The organism is Microbacterium sp. ProA8 (assembly GCF_039905635.1).
Classification (GTDB): Bacteria; Actinomycetota; Actinomycetes; order Actinomycetales; family Microbacteriaceae; genus Microbacterium; species Microbacterium chionoecetis.
The window spans coordinates 3,469,433-3,485,023 of the sequence record NZ_CP157000.1; the positions used below are offsets into that span (position 1 = coordinate 3,469,433).

20 protein-coding genes are annotated in these 15,591 nt (G+C 71.9%); 13 read left to right on the forward strand and 7 right to left on the reverse strand.

Translation table 11 applies throughout. From position 1 onward, the window contains the following. Positions 1-39: 39 nt before the first annotated feature. The 3 genes from ABG085_RS15560 to ABG085_RS15570 all read left to right on the forward strand — a co-directional run bounded on the left by ABG085_RS15560 (position 40) and on the right by ABG085_RS15570 (position 1,661). Positions 40-600: a hypothetical protein gene (locus ABG085_RS15560; protein ID WP_347976644.1), complete on the forward strand. Its 561-nt coding sequence runs from the start codon at positions 40-42 to the stop codon at positions 598-600. Positions 601-603: 3 nt separating this feature from the next. After that, on the forward strand, positions 604-1,335 hold the full coding sequence (locus ABG085_RS15565; protein ID WP_347976645.1) for an alpha/beta fold hydrolase: 732 nt from the start codon (positions 604-606) through the stop codon (positions 1,333-1,335). A gap of 110 nt (positions 1,336-1,445) precedes the next feature. Next, on the forward strand, positions 1,446-1,661 hold the full coding sequence (locus ABG085_RS15570) for a hypothetical protein (protein WP_347976646.1): 216 nt from the start codon (positions 1,446-1,448) through the stop codon (positions 1,659-1,661). A gap of 4 nt (positions 1,662-1,665) precedes the next feature. Here the strand turns inward: ABG085_RS15570 and ABG085_RS15575 are convergent, their stop codons facing one another. The 5 genes from ABG085_RS15575 to ABG085_RS15595 all read right to left on the reverse strand — a co-directional run bounded on the left by ABG085_RS15575 (position 1,666) and on the right by ABG085_RS15595 (position 4,007). After that, a complete protein-coding gene (locus tag ABG085_RS15575) occupies positions 1,666-2,112 on the reverse strand; it encodes a DUF1622 domain-containing protein (protein ID WP_347979221.1) in 447 nt (148 codons plus the stop codon). A gap of 56 nt (positions 2,113-2,168) precedes the next feature. Further along, positions 2,169-2,858, reverse strand: a complete 690-nt coding sequence (locus ABG085_RS15580; protein WP_347976647.1) for a hypothetical protein — start codon at positions 2,856-2,858, stop codon at positions 2,169-2,171. Between the two features lies 1 nt (position 2,859). After that, the gene (locus tag ABG085_RS15585) at positions 2,860-3,099 is read right to left on the reverse strand and encodes a hypothetical protein (RefSeq protein WP_347976648.1); all 240 of its coding nucleotides are present in this window, start codon (positions 3,097-3,099) and stop codon (positions 2,860-2,862) included. Positions 3,100-3,212: 113 nt separating this feature from the next. Beyond that, complete coding sequence (locus ABG085_RS15590; protein WP_347976649.1) at positions 3,213-3,506, reverse strand: GNAT family N-acetyltransferase; 294 nt, start codon at positions 3,504-3,506, stop codon at positions 3,213-3,215. A 63-nt stretch (positions 3,507-3,569) separates the two neighbouring features. Further along, the gene (locus tag ABG085_RS15595; RefSeq protein ID WP_347976650.1) at positions 3,570-4,007 is read right to left on the reverse strand and encodes a nitroreductase family deazaflavin-dependent oxidoreductase; all 438 of its coding nucleotides are present in this window, start codon (positions 4,005-4,007) and stop codon (positions 3,570-3,572) included. 472 nt (positions 4,008-4,479) lie between these two features. Between ABG085_RS15595 and ABG085_RS15600 the strand changes: the two genes are divergently transcribed. The 3 genes from ABG085_RS15600 to ABG085_RS15610 all read left to right on the forward strand — a co-directional run bounded on the left by ABG085_RS15600 (position 4,480) and on the right by ABG085_RS15610 (position 6,848). Continuing rightward, entirely contained in the window at positions 4,480-5,214 is a 735-nt protein-coding gene (locus ABG085_RS15600; RefSeq protein ID WP_347976651.1) for a winged helix-turn-helix domain-containing protein, read from the forward strand. A gap of 51 nt (positions 5,215-5,265) precedes the next feature. Then, complete coding sequence (locus ABG085_RS15605; protein ID WP_347976652.1) at positions 5,266-6,276, forward strand: DNA-3-methyladenine glycosylase 2 family protein; 1,011 nt, start codon at positions 5,266-5,268, stop codon at positions 6,274-6,276. A gap of 149 nt (positions 6,277-6,425) precedes the next feature. Beyond that, the gene (locus ABG085_RS15610; protein WP_347979222.1) at positions 6,426-6,848 is read left to right on the forward strand and encodes a VOC family protein; all 423 of its coding nucleotides are present in this window, start codon (positions 6,426-6,428) and stop codon (positions 6,846-6,848) included. A 161-nt stretch (positions 6,849-7,009) separates the two neighbouring features. On the opposite strand, the gene ABG085_RS15615 is transcribed toward ABG085_RS15610, so the two are convergent. Beyond that, a complete protein-coding gene (locus ABG085_RS15615) occupies positions 7,010-7,927 on the reverse strand; it encodes an aldo/keto reductase (protein WP_347976653.1) in 918 nt (305 codons plus the stop codon). 97 nt (positions 7,928-8,024) lie between these two features. Between ABG085_RS15615 and ABG085_RS15620 the strand changes: the two genes are divergently transcribed. From ABG085_RS15620 to ABG085_RS15650, 7 genes are all read left to right on the forward strand, one after another. Then, positions 8,025-8,249, forward strand: coding sequence for a hypothetical protein (locus ABG085_RS15620; protein WP_347976654.1), 225 nt, complete (start codon positions 8,025-8,027; stop codon positions 8,247-8,249). A 205-nt stretch (positions 8,250-8,454) separates the two neighbouring features. Next, entirely contained in the window at positions 8,455-8,640 is a 186-nt protein-coding gene (locus ABG085_RS15625; RefSeq protein WP_347976655.1) for a DUF1918 domain-containing protein, read from the forward strand. Between the two features lie 102 nt (positions 8,641-8,742). Further along, complete coding sequence (locus ABG085_RS15630) at positions 8,743-9,777, forward strand: ABC transporter substrate-binding protein (protein ID WP_347976656.1); 1,035 nt, start codon at positions 8,743-8,745, stop codon at positions 9,775-9,777. Positions 9,778-9,857: 80 nt separating this feature from the next. Then, positions 9,858-10,811, forward strand: a complete 954-nt coding sequence (locus ABG085_RS15635; RefSeq protein ID WP_347976657.1) for an iron chelate uptake ABC transporter family permease subunit — start codon at positions 9,858-9,860, stop codon at positions 10,809-10,811. Then, positions 10,808-11,800 carry an iron chelate uptake ABC transporter family permease subunit gene (locus ABG085_RS15640; protein ID WP_347976658.1) on the forward strand — a complete coding sequence of 331 codons (993 nt, stop codon included), beginning with the start codon at positions 10,808-10,810 and terminating at the stop codon, positions 11,798-11,800. Before ABG085_RS15635 ends, ABG085_RS15640 begins: the two co-directional genes overlap by 4 nt. Beyond that, positions 11,800-12,552 carry an ATP-binding cassette domain-containing protein gene (locus ABG085_RS15645; protein WP_347976659.1) on the forward strand — a complete coding sequence of 251 codons (753 nt, stop codon included), beginning with the start codon at positions 11,800-11,802 and terminating at the stop codon, positions 12,550-12,552. The genes ABG085_RS15640 and ABG085_RS15645 overlap by 1 nt, the downstream gene beginning before the upstream one ends. A 40-nt stretch (positions 12,553-12,592) precedes the next feature. Beyond that, positions 12,593-13,375, forward strand: a complete 783-nt coding sequence (locus ABG085_RS15650; RefSeq protein WP_347976660.1) for a siderophore-interacting protein — start codon at positions 12,593-12,595, stop codon at positions 13,373-13,375. A gap of 10 nt (positions 13,376-13,385) precedes the next feature. On the opposite strand, the gene ABG085_RS15655 is transcribed toward ABG085_RS15650, so the two are convergent. Beyond that, entirely contained in the window at positions 13,386-15,545 is a 2,160-nt protein-coding gene (locus tag ABG085_RS15655) for an alpha/beta fold hydrolase (protein ID WP_347976661.1), read from the reverse strand. Positions 15,546-15,591 lie beyond the last annotated feature (46 nt).

Genomic DNA, 15,591 nt, shown 5'->3' on the forward strand with positions numbered 1-15,591 from the left:
CGCCGCCCCACAGCGGCGACTCCCGACGTATCGTGGAACATGGCGCACAACGCAGACACCGCTCCCCGATCGACCGTGGTGGCCCTCGTCGGAGCGGGCAGCGAAGAACTGCTGACCGGCCTCGCCGACGTTCCGGCACTCGTCGCGCTGTCGCTGCGCGAGGCTCAGCCGGCCGTCGCGGCCCACCTGGTGGCCTCCGTCTCGACGCCGTACGTGGTGCACGATGCCGATCCGCTCGAGCACGTCGCCGCCGCGTGGGTGGAGCTGTACGAGGAGCGCTGCACGCTGGGGTCCCTCGAGACCGAGGTCGACGCGCTGCTGTCGCTCTTCGAGACGGGCGAGGCGGTCATGCCGGACTACTACGTCGTGGCGGGCCCCGAGGCGATCGAGGGCACCTGGCGGCACTGGTGGCTGGGCGCCCTGGCGCACCATGCCCCGTCGCGCGTGCTGCCGGTGGAGGCGTCGGGTTCTGCGCTGCGGGCTCGTCTGCGCGCCCTTCCCGCGTCGCGGCCCTGGCCGGAGCCGTCCGCGTGGCTGCCCCGCGTGCACTTCGACATCCCCGATCGGGTGGGCCTGCGCGATCAGCCGGGCGCCGCCTGACCGATGCCGGAGGTGGAGGAGTTCGCGCATGCCGGCGCGACGATGATCGCCGAGCGCCGAGGGGCGGGGCGCCGCGTGTACGTGCTCGTGCACGGCATCGGAATGGGCCGCACCGTCTTCGCCGACCTCGCCCGCCACCTGGGCGACGGCGAGGTCATCGCCCTCGATCTTCCCGGATACGGCGAGGCGCCCGAGCCGGCCCGGGTGCTCACGATCGAGCGCATGGCGGATCTCGTGGCCGCGTATCTGCGCGAGCGGGTCGGCGTCCCCGCCATCGTGATCGGGCATTCGATGGGGGCGCAGATCGCGCTCGAGGTCGGGGTGCGGCATCCGTCCGTCGTCGACCGCATCGTCCTCGTCGGGCCGACCGTGGATCCTGCGGCCCGCACGGGCCCGCGGCAGCTGTGGCGGCTGCTGCGTGACATCGCCGTGGAGAGTCCCCGAGTGATCGTCGCGGGCGCACGGGAGTACGTCCACGCGGGCCCCCGGATCCGCGCGAAGTTCCGCGCCATGCTGTCGCACCGCCCCGAGGACGTCCTGGCCCGGGCCCACGTGCCGGCGCTGGTGCTGCGGGGCGAGGACGACCTGGTGGCGCCGCCGGAGTGGTGCACCCGCGTCGCCGAGACCCTGCCCGACGGACGGCTGGCGGAGGTGCCGGGGCATGGCCACGAGACGATGATCCGGGATGCCGCGCCTGCCGCCCGCCTCATCCGCACCTTCGCCGGAGCCGCCTGACACCCGGCGCGAGACCGCCGCTCTGCGACGGATTCCTGCCATCCGGACGCGACCCGGCAATGTCGGAACCCCCGCGTAGGTTCACTCTGTCGGAACCAACGGAGGAAACCATGTTCGCTGTATACGCCGCCGAACAGCAGTACCGCCACGACACCTGGACGCGGGAGCGCGAGCACGCCCTCATCGCCGCCATTCGCGAGCGGAAGATCGCCGCCGTCGAGCGGATGCCGACACCACGTGCCCCGCGCCCCGCACAGGTCGCCTGGCCGCGGCCGATCGGCCTGCACGCGGCCGAGAAGTGCACCACCGCGTGCGCGGTCGCGTAGGGTCCTAGCCGACGCGCGGGTCCGGGTCCGCGGATCCGCGCGCGGCGGGCGCCTGCCGCCCGGCTTCGCGATCGCGAGCCACCGCGTCGCCGATCATCTGACCGCCGCTGCGCAGCAGCGCACGACGCCACGGGAGCGTGCCCTCGATCTCGACCTGGATCGAGATCGACAGGACGACGCGGATCAGGACGATCAACCCGAGGATGGCGGCGTCTTCGAGCGACGGCTTGGAGGTGATGGTGCGGATCAGGTCCGCGGCGACCAGCACCTCGAGGCCGAGCAGGATCGCCCCGCCGAGCGTGGTGCGCAGCACGGTGAAGGCCGCCTGCCCGCCTTCATGACGTGCGAGCGAGCGGGCCCCGAGAACGAGCGCGATCACCGATCCGACGATCATCGCCGCAGCGCCGACCGCCTCGAATCCGACGGCGACGACGGTGAACAGCTCCTCCATCTGCACGCGCCCAGCCTAGGGCCGGGCGCGTGCGCGACGGAGCGGGAATCGCGGTGTCAGGCCGACGGCCCGCGTCCGGAGTCGGCGGGTCCGTCCGCGTCCCCGGTCGAGACCTGGCGCGCCAGCTCTTCGATGTCGTGCTCGGGAAGCTCGACGCCCGCCTGGGTGAGACGCTGGCGCAGCACCTCGGCGATGCGCTCCAGCGGCTCGCCGCCGACGTCGGAGCGCGTCTGCACGACGATGCCCGCGACCTTGTCGACGTCGGACGCGTTGTTCTGCGCCATCGCCGGCAGCCGCTGCTCCTGCTCGCTTCCGAGGGCGCCGGGAGTGCGCTGAGCCTCACTCACGGTGAGGGTGTCGCGACCGGCGTCATGGCCGTGGTGATCCGCCGCATCGACGACGCCGATCCCGACGGCTTCGTGGCTCGGCTCACCGCTGAGCGCTCCCTCCGAGGGCCCGGTGGCCGCTGCTCCGCCGGCCTGTCCGGCCGCCGGCTGCTCTTGGGCCGCCGCGTCCACTCCCGCTGCCATCGGCGTCTGCCCGGCTGCGGTCTCCTGCCCCGACGACTCGGTCCACGCCTGAGCCGGCTGGGCGTCCGGCCCCGGCTCACCCATCGCCGGGGCGGTGTCGGTCTGCTGGTCGCGAACGGCGTCGTCGCTTCCGGGCGTCTCGGTCGCGCCGCCGCCGTCCTCCCGATCCGGGTAGTTCACTCCCGGCTGCTCGTACTCATTGCCTGTCGTGCTCATCTCAGGGTTCCTCTCCTCGTCCGCCGTCGGTCGCCAGGTCGGGGTCGGCGCCCTGCCGGGCCGCCTCCCCCTCCACCGGGTCGTCCGGCTGCAGCGCGGCATCCGTCAGCAGCTCGGCATCCGTCGTCGCGGCACTGCGCTCGCGGGACTCCTGATCGTCGACGCCCTCCCAGCCACCGGCTGGAGCGGCATTGATGACGCCTTCGGGAAGCTCCTGGTCGTTCGACCGATCGCGATCCATCGCGGACTCCTCTCGTCTTCCCCCAGCTTCGCCGGGCGGGGTGCGCGGCGGCATGGGCTTGACAAGGGATGGACGATGCACGAAGGGCGATCGGCCGGGAGCGGCCGACCGTGTCAGGAGCGGGCGCGCAGGATGCCGCGGTGGCGGGGGTTCTCCTCGAACCAGTCCGCGACGTACCAGCACACCGGCACGACCTCGCGATCGCCGGTCTGCTCGATCTCCCGGACGGCACGGCCGACGAGTTCGCCGGCGTAGCCGTGCCCGCGGAAGGTGGGGACGGTGTAGGCGCGTGTCATGGCCACGGTGTGTCCGTCGTCGCGGTAGTCGAGGACGCTCACGAGGTCATCGCCCCGGTGCAGGGTGTAGCGCGACGCGTCCGTCTCTTTGGTGAAGCGCAGCTCGGTCACCCGCACAGGCTACGCCCGCCCTCCGCCATCGGGATCAGCCGCTCGCCATGTCGCGGAAAACGCTCAGGCGGCGCCCTGCTGGCCCTCAGGCGGAGGCGCATCGAGAGGTTCGACCCGCAGCAGGCGGAACTCGTGGCGCCGGAGCACAGCGAGCAGGACCCGCGCCGCGGGACCGAAGGCGCGCCGGCCGCGATCGGTCGGAAAGGGTTCGACGGAGACGATGCGGTACCAGCGACGACGGTGCAGCACCTCGCCGCCGCCGGCGACGATGTTGCGGTACCAGTTGACGCCCGGTCCATAGGTGAGCTCGGCGACGAGTCCGTCGGCGACATCGGCCAGGATGAGCGGCGTCTCGAACGTCCTGCCGCTCTTGCGGCCCGCGTGGCGCACCAGCGAGAACGGGCCGCGGCCGGCCCTCGCCATATCGAGGGTCAGCGGGTTGAGGCGTCGCTGGATGACCGAAAGCCACCAGCGCGTGAGAGCGCTTTGCTGCTGTGCCACGTGCCACAGTCAACCGCGCGATCGGCCGGTCGCGAGACCTCCGCGCCGCGGACTGAGCAATCTGTCACATTCCGAAACGATCGGGGCTCCGCATCCGTGCGATTTGACGTTTTCCGACAAAGTCCGTCATAATCGGCCACATGACTGACAACGCGCTGTATCTGTCCGCCCGGGAGGCGAACAGGACTGCCGGCATGATGATGGCCGGTCGCGTTGCCATGTGTTGTCGAATGTGCCACTAGCACGGTGACCCCCGTCGGACTCCTCCTCCGCTTCTGAAAACGGATTGCACGGAGTCCCCCGAAGCACCGGTTTCGTGCGTCGATCACGCGCACCCGGATCCGCTTCGCACATCGCCCACCGTCGGGCACAGGCCTTCATCGGCCGACGGCCTCATCGCCTCCGACGATCCGGGCCGCAGCACATCCAACCCGGTTCCGCTCTCCGGGTTCCTCCCGCAAGGACCATCATCATGTCGACCACCGCTCTCCTCGACCGTCCCACTCCCGTCCGTCACCTCCGCGCCGTGAACCACCCGGCCGTCGCCGAGACAGCCGAGGCCGCCGCGACCCCGGCGGCCCCCTCTCGCGCTCTCCCCGCCGGCACCGCGCCGCGCGGCTTCGCCCTCTACGTCGGCCTCGACGAGGCCAAGGCCGCCGCGTCCGGTGTGAGCCTCGGCGTCCTCGTCGATGCCCTGCGCCGCACCATCGCCGAGCTCGCGCCTTCTGCCGAGACCTACGCCACCGTCGCCCTCGCGCCGGTCGGCGCCGGCGGACGCGACGTCGACGTCGTGCGCCTCGCCCTCCACGAGCCTTCTGCCGTCGCCCGCACCAAGCAGGAGGAGCCGGAGGACGAAGACCCGTCGGCCGGCGGCGTGGTCGTCGACATCTCGCGCAAGCGCGTGCTCATCGACGGCGAGTCGGCCGCCTTCACCTTCAAGGAGTTCGAGCTGCTGCAGTACCTCGTGCTCCGCGAGGGCCGCACGATCGAGCGCACCGAGCTCGTCACCTCGCTCTGGCAGGGCACCACCGACGACGACGCCCCGGGCGAGCGCACGATCGACGTGCACGTGCGGCGTCTGCGCGCCAAGCTCGGCCGGTACGAAGACATCGTGCGCACGGTGCGCGGCGTCGGCTACCGCTTCGACCGCCACGCCGACGTCGTGATCCGCTACGGCCACGGCACCCCGTCACCCGACCGCTTCTGACCGCCGCCGGTCCGGCACGGATGTCGGAGGCCGGGGCGTAGGGTGGGCCGCATGACCACCTCGCTCTCGCGCATTCCTCGGACGAGGGATGCCGAGCGCTTCGGTCAGCGAGCCGCCTCGAGCCGCGACCCCCGCCCCGACGCGGGCCGGCCGCTCGAGACGGAGTATCGGCCGCGGCATCCGCTCGATCTGCGCCGCACCGTGCTGTACCAGCGGCGCGGCGCCGGCGACCCGACGATGGCGGTCTCGGGCGCCGTCATCTGGCGGGTGAGCCGAACGCCGGCGGGCATCGCCACCCTCGCGATCCGCGAGACCCACCCGGGCGTCATCCGCGGCGCAGCCTGGGGACCCGGACGTGAATGGGCGCTCGCGCAGCTGCCCGCGCTGTGCGGCGAAGAGGACGACGCCGCAGGCTTCGATGCGACGCGGCATCCGCTGATCGCGGACGCCCACCACCGCAATCCCGGACTCCGGCTGTCGCGCACCGACCTCGTGTTCGACGCGCTGGTGAGCGCGATCTTCGAGCAGAAGGTCACCGGCATGCAGGCGTTCGCCGCGTGGCGGCGCGTGGTCACGTGGTGCGGCGAGCGTGCCCCCGGACCGACGCCGTCGCCCATGTTCGCGCCGCCGACCGCCGACGGGTGGCAGCACGTGCCGTCGTGGGTCTGGCACCGCGCCGGGCTGGAGCCGCCGCAGTCGAAGACCATCGTGCGCGCGGCCCGCCGCGGCGACGCGATCGCGCGCACCGTCCTCGCCGCCGAAGACGGCGAGGCCGTCGATCGCGTGCTCGTGAGCCAGCACGGCATCGGTCCGTGGACCTCTGCCGAGACCCGTATCCGGGCACTCGGCGACCCCGACGCCGTGAGCGTCGGCGACTATCACGTCGCCCACGAGGTCGGCTACGCGCTGACGGGCCACCGCGTCGACGACGACGGGATGCTGCGGCTCCTGGCCGATTGGCCGGGCCAGCGGCAGCGGGTGATCAGGCTGATCGGGGCGAGCGGCGTGCGGGAGCCCCGCCGTGGACCGCGGCTGCACCCCGAGGATCACCGCGACCGCTGAGTCGCCGCATCCGGAGGCCTGCAACGGCGCCTCCGGATGTTCGACGCCGCGTCACCCGGCGTCCCTTGCGGATGTCGGAGCCCCGGACGACACTGGGACCCGCCACGCGGCCGGGCGCGGCATCCATCGACCAGATCCAGGAGATCGACATGCCCAGCCTCAACCCGTACCTGTCGTTCAAGAACGAAGCCCGCGAGGCGATGACGTTCTACCAGTCCGTCTTCGGCGGCGATCTCACGATCGACACCTTCGGCCAGTACGAGGGCATGGTGCAGGATCCCGCCGAGAACGACCTCGTGATGCACGCCCAGCTCGAGACCCCCGACGGGTTCACGCTCATGGCGGCCGACACCCCGACGGGCATGACGTACGAGAAGCCCGCGGGCATCTCGGTGTCGGTGAGCGGCGACGACGAGGCGGCGCTGCAGGGATTCTGGGACAAGCTGGCCGACGGCGGCACCGTCACGATGCCGTTCGACACTCCCCCGTGGGGCGGCCGGTTCGGCATGCTCACCGACCGCTACGGCATCGACTGGATGGTCGCGGTCAACGCGACGCAGCCTGACGCCTGAGGCTCAGGCGTCAGGCGGTCAGGCGGTCAGGCGTCCTGACGGTCAGGCGTGGCGGTCAGGCGTCCTGACGGTCAGGCGTCCTGACCGTCCGTCCTGGCGGTCAGGCGTCCTGGCGGTCAGGCGTCCTGACCGTCCGTCCTGGCGGTCAGGCGTCCTGACCGTCAGGCGTACTCGCTGTCGTCGATCGTCGACGGCGCGGGGCCGAGCGCCTCGAGCTCCGTCCAGAGGTCGTCGGGGATCGGCGTCGCGGCGAGCTGCTCGAGCTGCGCGAGGCGCGCGGCCGACGACAGGCCCACCACGGTCGAGTCGACGAGCGGGGATCGGAGCGAGAACTGCAGTGCGACGGCCGGCAGCGTCACGCCGAACGACGCGCACACGCGTTCCAGCCGCGAGACCCACTCCTGCAGCTCGGGCGTCGCGGGGCGATAGCCGTACATCGCACCCTCGCGCGGACCGGTGGCGAGGATGCCGGCGCCGAACGGTGCCGCGTTGAACACCGTCATCCCGCGCTCCCGGGCGTCGGCGAAGACCGGCGCGGCGGAGCTGTCGACGACGGTGAAGCGGTTGTGCACCAGCACGGCGTCGAAGAGGCCCGTTCCGACGTAGCGGGCCATGAGTCCCACCGGTCCCGCGGCGACGCCGATGGCATCGACCCTGCCCGACTCGCGCAGCTCGATGAGGCCCTCGACGGCGCCACCGCGGCGGATCGCCTCGTCGAAGGTCACCGTGTACGGATCGTGGAGGTGCAGCAGCGGCAGCCGATCGACGCCGAGGCGCGTCACGGTCTCGTCGAACGAGCGCAGCACGCGGTCGCGGTCGAACGCGCCCGTCTCGGGATCGGCGTCGACCTTCGTGATGACGCGGGTCTCGGCATCCGTCCCGATGCGTGCCATCGCCAGCCCGAGCACCGCCTCAGACCGACCGCCCGCGTAGTTGTTCGAGGTGTCGAGGAAGGCGTGCGTCGAGGCGAAGAGCTGCTCCGCGAAGGCGACGGCGGCGCCTTCTTCGGGTGAGCCCGGCGCCGTGTTGCGGCCGAGGCCGGAGGTGCCGAGGGTGATCGGGCTGACGTTCAGGGTCATGGCTTCCGTTCCGTGTGCGAGATCTCGACCTCCAACCTATCCAGAGGAGGGAGGGCAGATGCGCCCCGGCACACGATCGCGCCCCTAGGCTTTCGACATGACCACCACGCGGAAGGGCTGGACCCGCGGCCACTCGGGCTGGGCGCTCGGAACGGCCCTCATGTTCACACTGGGGATCGTGTTCGGGCTGATCTGGGGCAGTGTGCTGCTGGGCGTGGTGCTCGCCGCCGCGGTGTCGATCGGGTGGCTCATGGCGTACGAGTCGTGGCGCGGGCGCAGCGTCGGCCTGGAGAACCGCGACGACGACGGCGCGCAGCTCTAGCCCCGACGACGGCGCGAGCTCAGCACCACCGGAGACACGCGGCTCCAGCCCCGCTGAAGACGCGCAGGTCTCGCCTCGCCGGGAGTGCGCTGCTCTCGGCGCAGCCGTGATGTACCCCGCATCCGAAACCGGCCCGACCGGCTCCACGGACGCCCTACCCATCGGGGCCCGAGCGTCGTATCGTGTGCGCCAGGAGGTGGTCCGCATGCAGGCGAGTGTCGGCGACCGCGTGGTCATCCACGGCCGCATCGTAGGAGCGGCAGAGCGCTCAGGCGAGGTGATCGAGGTCCGCGGCAGCGGGGAGAATCCGCTGCTCGTGGTGCGCTACGACGACGGGCACGAGGCGATCCTGTCGCCCGGAAGCGACTGCGAAGTCCGGCACGCGTCCTGACCGGCGGCCGGGACGCAGGCAGCGGAATTCCGCGGCGCCGGCGTCGCGGGAGCGCACCTTATCAAAATCAGGCGACCGCGTGCTTAGGATAGCCTTACCTACATGCACAAGAGATCGCGCCTGCTTCTGCCCGCCGCTGCTCTGAGCGTCACCGCTCTCGCCCTCACCGCCTGTTCGTCGCCGTCCGCGACCGAAGAACCCGCCGCGGCTGCCGAGCCGGCGACCGTCGTCGTCGAGAACGCCAAGCCCACCCTGGTGCTGGTCGAGCGGGACGGCGAGTCGTCGTACCAGGAGGACACCGAGGTCGATCGCGAGGCCGTCGAGGTCGAGGCGAACCCTGCCTCGGTCGTCACCTTCGACATCGCGACCCTCGACACGCTCGACGCGATCGGCGCCGGCGACGCGGTGGTCGGCATCCCCGACGCCGTGCTCCCCGACTACCTCTCGGAGTACGCCGACCTCCCGAAGGTCGGCACGCTCTTCGAGCCCGACTTCGAGGCCGTCGCCGAGCTCGAGCCCGAGCTCATCGTGACCGCCGCGCGCAGCACCGGCCAATACGACGAGCTGTCCGAGATCGCCACGACGATCGACCTCACCGGCGCCTACGCCGGCACGTTCGACCCGAGTGCCGGCCTCGAGCGGGCCGCGCAGCTGGGCGAGATCTTCGGCAAGGAGGACGAGGTCGCCGAGCTCACCGCCGGCATCGACGAGCTCGTCTCGACCGTCGAGTCAGACGCCGACGGCACCGCGCTCGTCCTGTCCGTCTCGGGCGGCGAGGTCGGCGCGTTCGGCGAGGGCTCGCGCTTCGGCTACTTCTTCGACGAGCTCGGCTGGACCCCGGCGGTCGTCGCCGCGGAGCTTCCGGGCGCCGAGGGCTCGCCCCACGGCGACACCGTGACGAACGAGTTCATCCTCACCGCGAACCCGGACTGGATCTTCGCGTTCGACCGTGGCGCTGCCACCGGCGAGGGTTCCAGCGCCGAAGAGACGCTCGACAACGAGCTCGTCGCGCAGACCACTGCCGCGCAGGACGATCACATCGTGTACCTGCCAGCCAGCGAGCTCTACATCGTCATCAACGGCCTGACCGCCATCGAGAACGTGCTCACGTCGGTGCACGAGGCCATCGCCGGCTGAGCCGTCATGCCGCACGTCGTCCGAGTGGGGAGCGCGGAGTCCTGAGCCGCCTCTCCCCCACGCTCTGGATCGTCGCGGGGGTGGCCGCGGTGGCCGCCCTCGCGACGATCTCGCTGTTCATCGGCGTCGCCGAACTCGACGGATTCATCCTCTTCGCCAGCCGCATCCCGCGCACCGTCGCTCTCGTGCTCGCCGGCGCCGCCTTCGCCATCACCGGCCTCATCATGCAGCTGCTGGTGCGCAACCGGTTCGTCGAGCCCGGTACGACGGGGGCCACGGATGCCGCGAGCCTGGCGCTGCTGGCCGTGTTGATGTCGGTTCCCGGCCTGCCGATCTGGGGCAAGGCGATCTTCGCCACGGTCGGCGCCCTCGTGGGCGTGTTCGGCTTCCTGGCTCTGGCTCGCCGCATCCCGTCCCGCTCGAGCGTGCTCGTGCCCATCGTGGGCATCCTCTACGGCGGCGTGATCGGGGCCGTCACCACGTTCGTCGCCTATCGGTCGAACATGCTGCAGGAGCTGCTCAGCTGGGGCGTCGGCGACTTCTCGAGCATTCTGCGGGGCCGGTACGAGATCCTCTACCTCGCGGCGGCCGCGGCGCTGATGGCCTGGATCGCAGCGGACCGCTTCACCGTGGCGGGCCTCGGCGACGACGCCGCGCGCGGTCTCGGCCTCGACACCCGTGCGGTGATGGGCGTCGGGGTCACGATCATCGCGCTGGTCACCGGCATCCTGATGGTCGTCACCGGCGCCCTTCCGTTCCTCGGGCTGATCGCGCCGAACATCGTCAGCCGCCTGATCGGCGACAACATGCGGCGCGCGGTCCCGCTGGTCGCGCTGCTGGGCGCCGCGATCGTCCTGCTCTGCGACATCGTCGGGCGCGTCGTGCGCTTTCCGTTCGAGATCCCGATCTCGCTCGTGATGGGAGTGCTGGGCGGCGTCGTCTTCCTGTGGCTGCTGCTGGGGACGGCGAAGCCGGTGGATGCTGCGGCGCAACGCCGTCCGCAGACCCCGGCCCGACAGGAGGCGCCGCGATGACCGCGACGTTCCTCGACGGCGCCCGCCGCGCGACCCGGAGCCTGCGGCATCCGACCGGCGCCCTCTGGGCGCTCACGGCACTCGCGGTCGCGATCGTGCTCGTGTTCCTCCTCACCGACCTGCCGGGCAAGTGGGAGTACGCACTGGGCCTTCGCACCCGCACCATCGCGGGCATGGTCATCGCCGCGGCGGCGGTGGGGGCATCCACCGTCCTCTTCCAGACGATCACCGCCAACCGGATCCTGACGCCCGGCATCATGGGCTTCGACGCCGTGTTCCTCGCGGTCCAGACCCTCGTCGCGTTCGCGATCGGGCCGGCGCTCCTGATGTCGGCGCCGCCCCTCGCGTCCTGGCTGGTCGAGCTCGTGCTGATGGCAGGGTCGATCGTGCTGTTGTACTGGTGGCTGTTCCTGCGACGCCGCCTCGACCTTCACGTGATCGTGCTCGCCGGGCTCGTGCTGGGCGTGCTGTTCCGCTCGGTCACCGGGTTCCTGCAGCGCCTGCTCGACCCCGACACGTTCGCGATCCTGCAGGATCTGACGTTCGCGAGCTTCACGTCGGTGGATCGGGAGCTGCTGCTGCCCACCGGCGTCCTCGTGGTCGTGGCGCTCGCCTCTCTCTGGCCGGTCCGCCGCGAGCTCGACGTGCTGTCACTCGGCGAGAGCACCGCCATCTCGCTCGGCGTCCCGCACCGCCGCGTGGTGATGCACGTGATCGTGGCGATCGCGGCGATGGTGGCGGCATCCACCGCGCTGGTCGGCCCGGTGACCTTCTTCGGTCTGATCGTCGCGAACCTCGCGTACGGCGCGGTCGGTCACCGTCACCTGCGCAGCGTCCCCGCGGCCATCGCCATCGGCGTGATCGCACTGGTCGGCGGGCAGCTGATCCTCTCCCGCCTGCTCGGCTTCGGCACCGAGCTTCCGGTCGTGATCGAGTTCGTCGGCGGCCTGTTCTTCATCGTCCTCGTTCTCACCGGAAGGGCCCGCTGATGATCCGCACCGACTCGGTGGTCAAACGCCACGGCGCGCTGGTCGCCGTCGACGACGTGTCGATCGACATCCGACCCGGCGTCACCGCCATCATCGGCCCGAACGGCGCCGGCAAGTCGACGCTGCTCGCCGCCGTCGGCCGCCTCGTCGGCACCGACGGCGGCGTCATCACCGTGGACGGCCTGGACGTGACCGCCACCAAGTCCCGCGAGCTCGCGCGGCGCCTGGCGATCCTGCGGCAGGACAACCACCTCGCGATCCGCCTCAGCGTCGAAGACCTCGTCGCGTACGGGCGCTTTCCGCACGGCGGCTCGGGACGCACCGCCGACGACCGCGCCCACGTCGACCAGGCGATCGAATTGCTCGACCTCGACGAGGTGCGCGGGCGCTTCCTCGACGAGCTGTCGGGCGGGCAGCGCCAGCGCGCGTTCGTCGCCATGGCGCTCGCACAGGACACCGACCACCTGCTCCTCGACGAGCCGCTCAACAACCTCGACCCGCGCCACGGTGTGGCGCTCATGAAGCTCGTGCGCCGCCTCGCCGACGAGCGCGGGATGACGGTGGTCGTCGTGCTGCACGACATCAACGTCGCCGCGCAGTACTCCGACGACATCGTCGCGATGCGGGCCGGCCGTGTCGTGCACCACGGAACCGTGGCCGAGGTCGTCACCGAGGACCGCCTCGCCGCGCTGTACGACACTCCGGCACGCGTCGTCGAGATCGCCGGCCGCCCCATCGTGCTCTGGGAATGACCCGAGCGCCCCTCCCCGACTCCATCGAAAGAGAGAACCCATGACCTCCGCCTTCTCACTCGAGCCCACCGGCCTCGAGCTGCGCTTCCGCCGCGTGACCCTCGCCGCGCGGGAGTGGCTCACCCCCTCGTACGTGCGCGTGCGCCTGCAGGGCGATGAGCTCGCCGGATTCGCCTCGCTCGGCGCCGACGACCACCTCCGCATCTTCTTCCCCGACGGCGACCCGCAGTCCGTCGAAGAGCTGCGCGCGGCTCCGAGTCGCGAGTACACGCCGCTGGCGTGGGGCGAGGGCTGGCTCGAACTCGAGTTCGCGATCCACGGCGATCCGACGGCGGGCACGGCGGGCGTCGCGGCGGCGTGGGCGGCGACCGCGCCGCTCGGCGCGCTCGCGGGCGTGGGCGGGCCGCGGGGGTCGAAGGTGCTCACGGGCCGCCCCGACGCCTGGTTCCTCGCCGGCGACGAGACAGCCGTGCCGGCGATGCGCCGCTTCTCCCGTGCGATGGATGCCGACGCGGTCGGACGCATCCTGGTGGAGGTGACGGATGCCGCCCACGAGCTCGCCATCGACGCTCCGGCGGGCGTCGTGGTCGAGCAGGTGCACCGCGACGGCGCTCCGGCCGGTGCGGCGCTCGCGGCGCGACTGGATGCCCTCCACTCCGACGACCGGCCGGCCGGCTCGGTGTTCGGGTTCGTCGCGGCCGAGCAGTCGATCGTGAAGCCCGGTCGCGCGCTGCTGCTGGACCGGTGGGGCCTCAGCGCCGAGCACGTGATCGTGAAGGGCTACTGGAAGCGCGGCGAGACCGAGTACCACGCCCCGCACTGACCGGGACGCGTCAGCCGAGGAGCTCGGGCCGCGCGAACTCCTCGCCGTGCACGTGTTCGGCCAGGAACGCGAACACCGTCTCGTACCAGACGACGGCGTGCTGGGGCTTGAGCACCCAGTGGTTCTCGTCGGGGAAGTACAGGAAGCGGTGCGGCATGCGGCCCTCGTCGTCGGCATGGTGCTCGGCCAGCTCCGACCACAGGCGCAGCCCCTCCCCGATCGGCACGCGATAGTCCTTGTCGCCGTGCACGACGAGGAGCGGGGTGCGGATGTCGCGCACGAACTGGTGCGGTGAGTTCTCGATCATCGCCTCGGGCGTGAAGATCCGCTGCCAGTACTCGGAGCTGTCGGTGGTGCCGGCGAACTGGTCGAGCGCCCACAGGCTCGCGTGCGTCACGATCGCACGGAAGCGGTCGGTGTGTCCCGCGACCCAGTTGGCCATGTAGCCGCCGAACGAGCCGCCCATCGCCGCCGTGCGGGTCTGATCGATGTCGTCGCGGGCCTCGACGGCGTCGGTGATCGCGAGCAGGTCCGTGTAGGGCTTGTCGCCCCAGCTGTTCCAGCCGCGGGCGATGAAGTCCAGGCCGTAACCGGTGGAGAGCCCCGGATCCGGCAGCAGGACGGCGTAACGGCGGGCGACGGCCAGCAGCGGCGCCCAGCGCCAGCTCCAGGCGTTCCAGCTGTTGAGCGGCCCGCCGTGGATCCACAGCAGCAGCGGCGCCGGAGCGTCGGCCGACGCGCCGTCGGGCAGGAGCAGCCAGCCGCGCACGCGGGCGCCGTCCTCGGCGGTCGTCTCGACCTCGGTGATCGAGCCGGGTGCGGCGGGGCTCGCCGCGGGCGTCGCGAGCGGGGTGGCGGTGCCGTCCATCAAGATGCGGACGGGGTGCGGCGGCACGACCCACGACGAGCGCAGTGCGACGAGGTCACCCGTGGTGCGGTCGACCGCGACCCCGGAGTACGCGAAATCGTCGTCGGTCAGCCGCTCGGCTGCGCCGCCGTCCAGCGGGAGGCGGAACACCGGCCCGCGGCCGTTCTCGTCGGCGGTGGCGATGAGCGCGGCGTCGTCGGCGGCGAACGCCAGCGACGATGCCCAGCGATCCCAGTCGGCGACGATGCGCCGGGCGCCGCTGCCGTCGAGGTCGGCCACCCACACCTCGTAGTCGGTGGGCGCCGTGGGAGTGCTCTTGACCGTGCGCAGGTACGCGAGGCGCGTGCCGTCGTGGCTCACGGCGGGCATCTCGTAGTCCACGTCGACCTCGTCGAAGAGGGTCGCGCGCTCGCCGGTGGCGGTGTCGATCGCCACGATGACACGGCGGCCCGCGCGCTGCTCGCGCTGCTCGACGGATGCGATCAGGGTGGCGCCGTCCGGGGTGAGCGCCGCCTCGGCGTGGTCGGCGGAGCGCCCCGGCTTCGGCGTGAGGTCGCGGGGACGCGGCAGCGTGGTCGGGTACGGCTTGTCTTCGGTGGCGGATGCCGGCGCGTCGGCGTCCGCGCCGGGTGCGGCATCCTGCGCAGCCTCTTCCTGCGCAGCCGCGACGTCGGCCGCCGCTTCGTCGACCAGGGCGGCGATGGTGTCCTCGAGCGCGTCGACGTCGATCGACAGCAGGTGCGGCTCGGCGGGTCCGAGGTCGTGGTCCCAGAAGCGCACCGGGTAGGTGTCGTGCAGGATGGCCGACACCTTCTTCTCCTTGCGCTTCGCGCGCAGCGCCGCCTCGCTCTCGAGCGTGTCGCCGCCGGGAAGGAGGGAGGCCGAGATCACCACGCGGTCCGACGCCTCGGCGGTCGCCGTGATCGCTTCGACTCCGCCCGCCAGCCGCGTCACCGGGCGGGCTTCACCGCCGGCGGCAGGAAGCAGCCAGAGCTGGCCGGATTCGTCGTCGGCCTCGCCCTCGGAGTCGGGACGGGCGGAGACGAACAGGATGTCGCCGCTCGCGGTGAACGCGGCGCCTGCCTCGCCCTTGGCCGACCGCGTCAGCCGGCGCGGCGTGCCCCCGCCGTGCGCAGGCACCGCCCACAGCGCCCGCTCGTAGCCGGTGCCGTCCTTCTTGAGCGCCGCCACCGTGAGCACGGCGGTGCGCCCGTCGGGTGAGAGGGCGAGCGCCTCCACGCGGGGAAGCGCGATGTAGTCGGCCAGCGAATCGAACGGAGTGGAGTCGGTGGGGGTCGCCATGGATCCACGCTAACCGACACCATCAGAGGAACGAGCGCCGCTCTTC

Bases quoted from the DNA above. Each gene is read 5' to 3' on its own strand.
- ABG085_RS15615 (WP_347976653.1), bottom strand. From the start codon at position 7,927: ATGACCCTGAACGTCAGCCCGATCACCCTCGGCACCTCCGGCCTCGGC.
- ABG085_RS15650 (WP_347976660.1), top strand. From the start codon at position 12,593: ATGACCTCCGCCTTCTCACTCGAGCCCACCGGCCTCGAGCTGCGCTTC.
- ABG085_RS15625 (WP_347976655.1), top strand. From the start codon at position 8,455: ATGCAGGCGAGTGTCGGCGACCGCGTGGTCATCCACGGCCGCATCGTA.
- ABG085_RS15585 (WP_347976648.1), bottom strand. From the start codon at position 3,099: ATGGATCGCGATCGGTCGAACGACCAGGAGCTTCCCGAAGGCGTCATC.
- ABG085_RS15605 (WP_347976652.1), top strand. From the start codon at position 5,266: ATGACCACCTCGCTCTCGCGCATTCCTCGGACGAGGGATGCCGAGCGC.
- ABG085_RS15560 (WP_347976644.1), top strand. From the start codon at position 40: ATGGCGCACAACGCAGACACCGCTCCCCGATCGACCGTGGTGGCCCTC.
- ABG085_RS15655 (WP_347976661.1), bottom strand. From the start codon at position 15,545: ATGGCGACCCCCACCGACTCCACTCCGTTCGATTCGCTGGCCGACTAC.
- ABG085_RS15580 (WP_347976647.1), bottom strand. From the start codon at position 2,858: ATGAGCACGACAGGCAATGAGTACGAGCAGCCGGGAGTGAACTACCCG.
- ABG085_RS15640 (WP_347976658.1), top strand. From the start codon at position 10,808: ATGACCGCGACGTTCCTCGACGGCGCCCGCCGCGCGACCCGGAGCCTG.
- ABG085_RS15565 (WP_347976645.1), top strand. From the start codon at position 604: ATGCCGGAGGTGGAGGAGTTCGCGCATGCCGGCGCGACGATGATCGCC.
- ABG085_RS15645 (WP_347976659.1), top strand. From the start codon at position 11,800: ATGATCCGCACCGACTCGGTGGTCAAACGCCACGGCGCGCTGGTCGCC.
- ABG085_RS15610 (WP_347979222.1), top strand. From the start codon at position 6,426: ATGCCCAGCCTCAACCCGTACCTGTCGTTCAAGAACGAAGCCCGCGAG.
- ABG085_RS15570 (WP_347976646.1), top strand. From the start codon at position 1,446: ATGTTCGCTGTATACGCCGCCGAACAGCAGTACCGCCACGACACCTGG.
- ABG085_RS15600 (WP_347976651.1), top strand. From the start codon at position 4,480: ATGTCGACCACCGCTCTCCTCGACCGTCCCACTCCCGTCCGTCACCTC.
- ABG085_RS15575 (WP_347979221.1), bottom strand. From the start codon at position 2,112: ATGGAGGAGCTGTTCACCGTCGTCGCCGTCGGATTCGAGGCGGTCGGC.
- ABG085_RS15620 (WP_347976654.1), top strand. From the start codon at position 8,025: ATGACCACCACGCGGAAGGGCTGGACCCGCGGCCACTCGGGCTGGGCG.
- ABG085_RS15630 (WP_347976656.1), top strand. From the start codon at position 8,743: ATGCACAAGAGATCGCGCCTGCTTCTGCCCGCCGCTGCTCTGAGCGTC.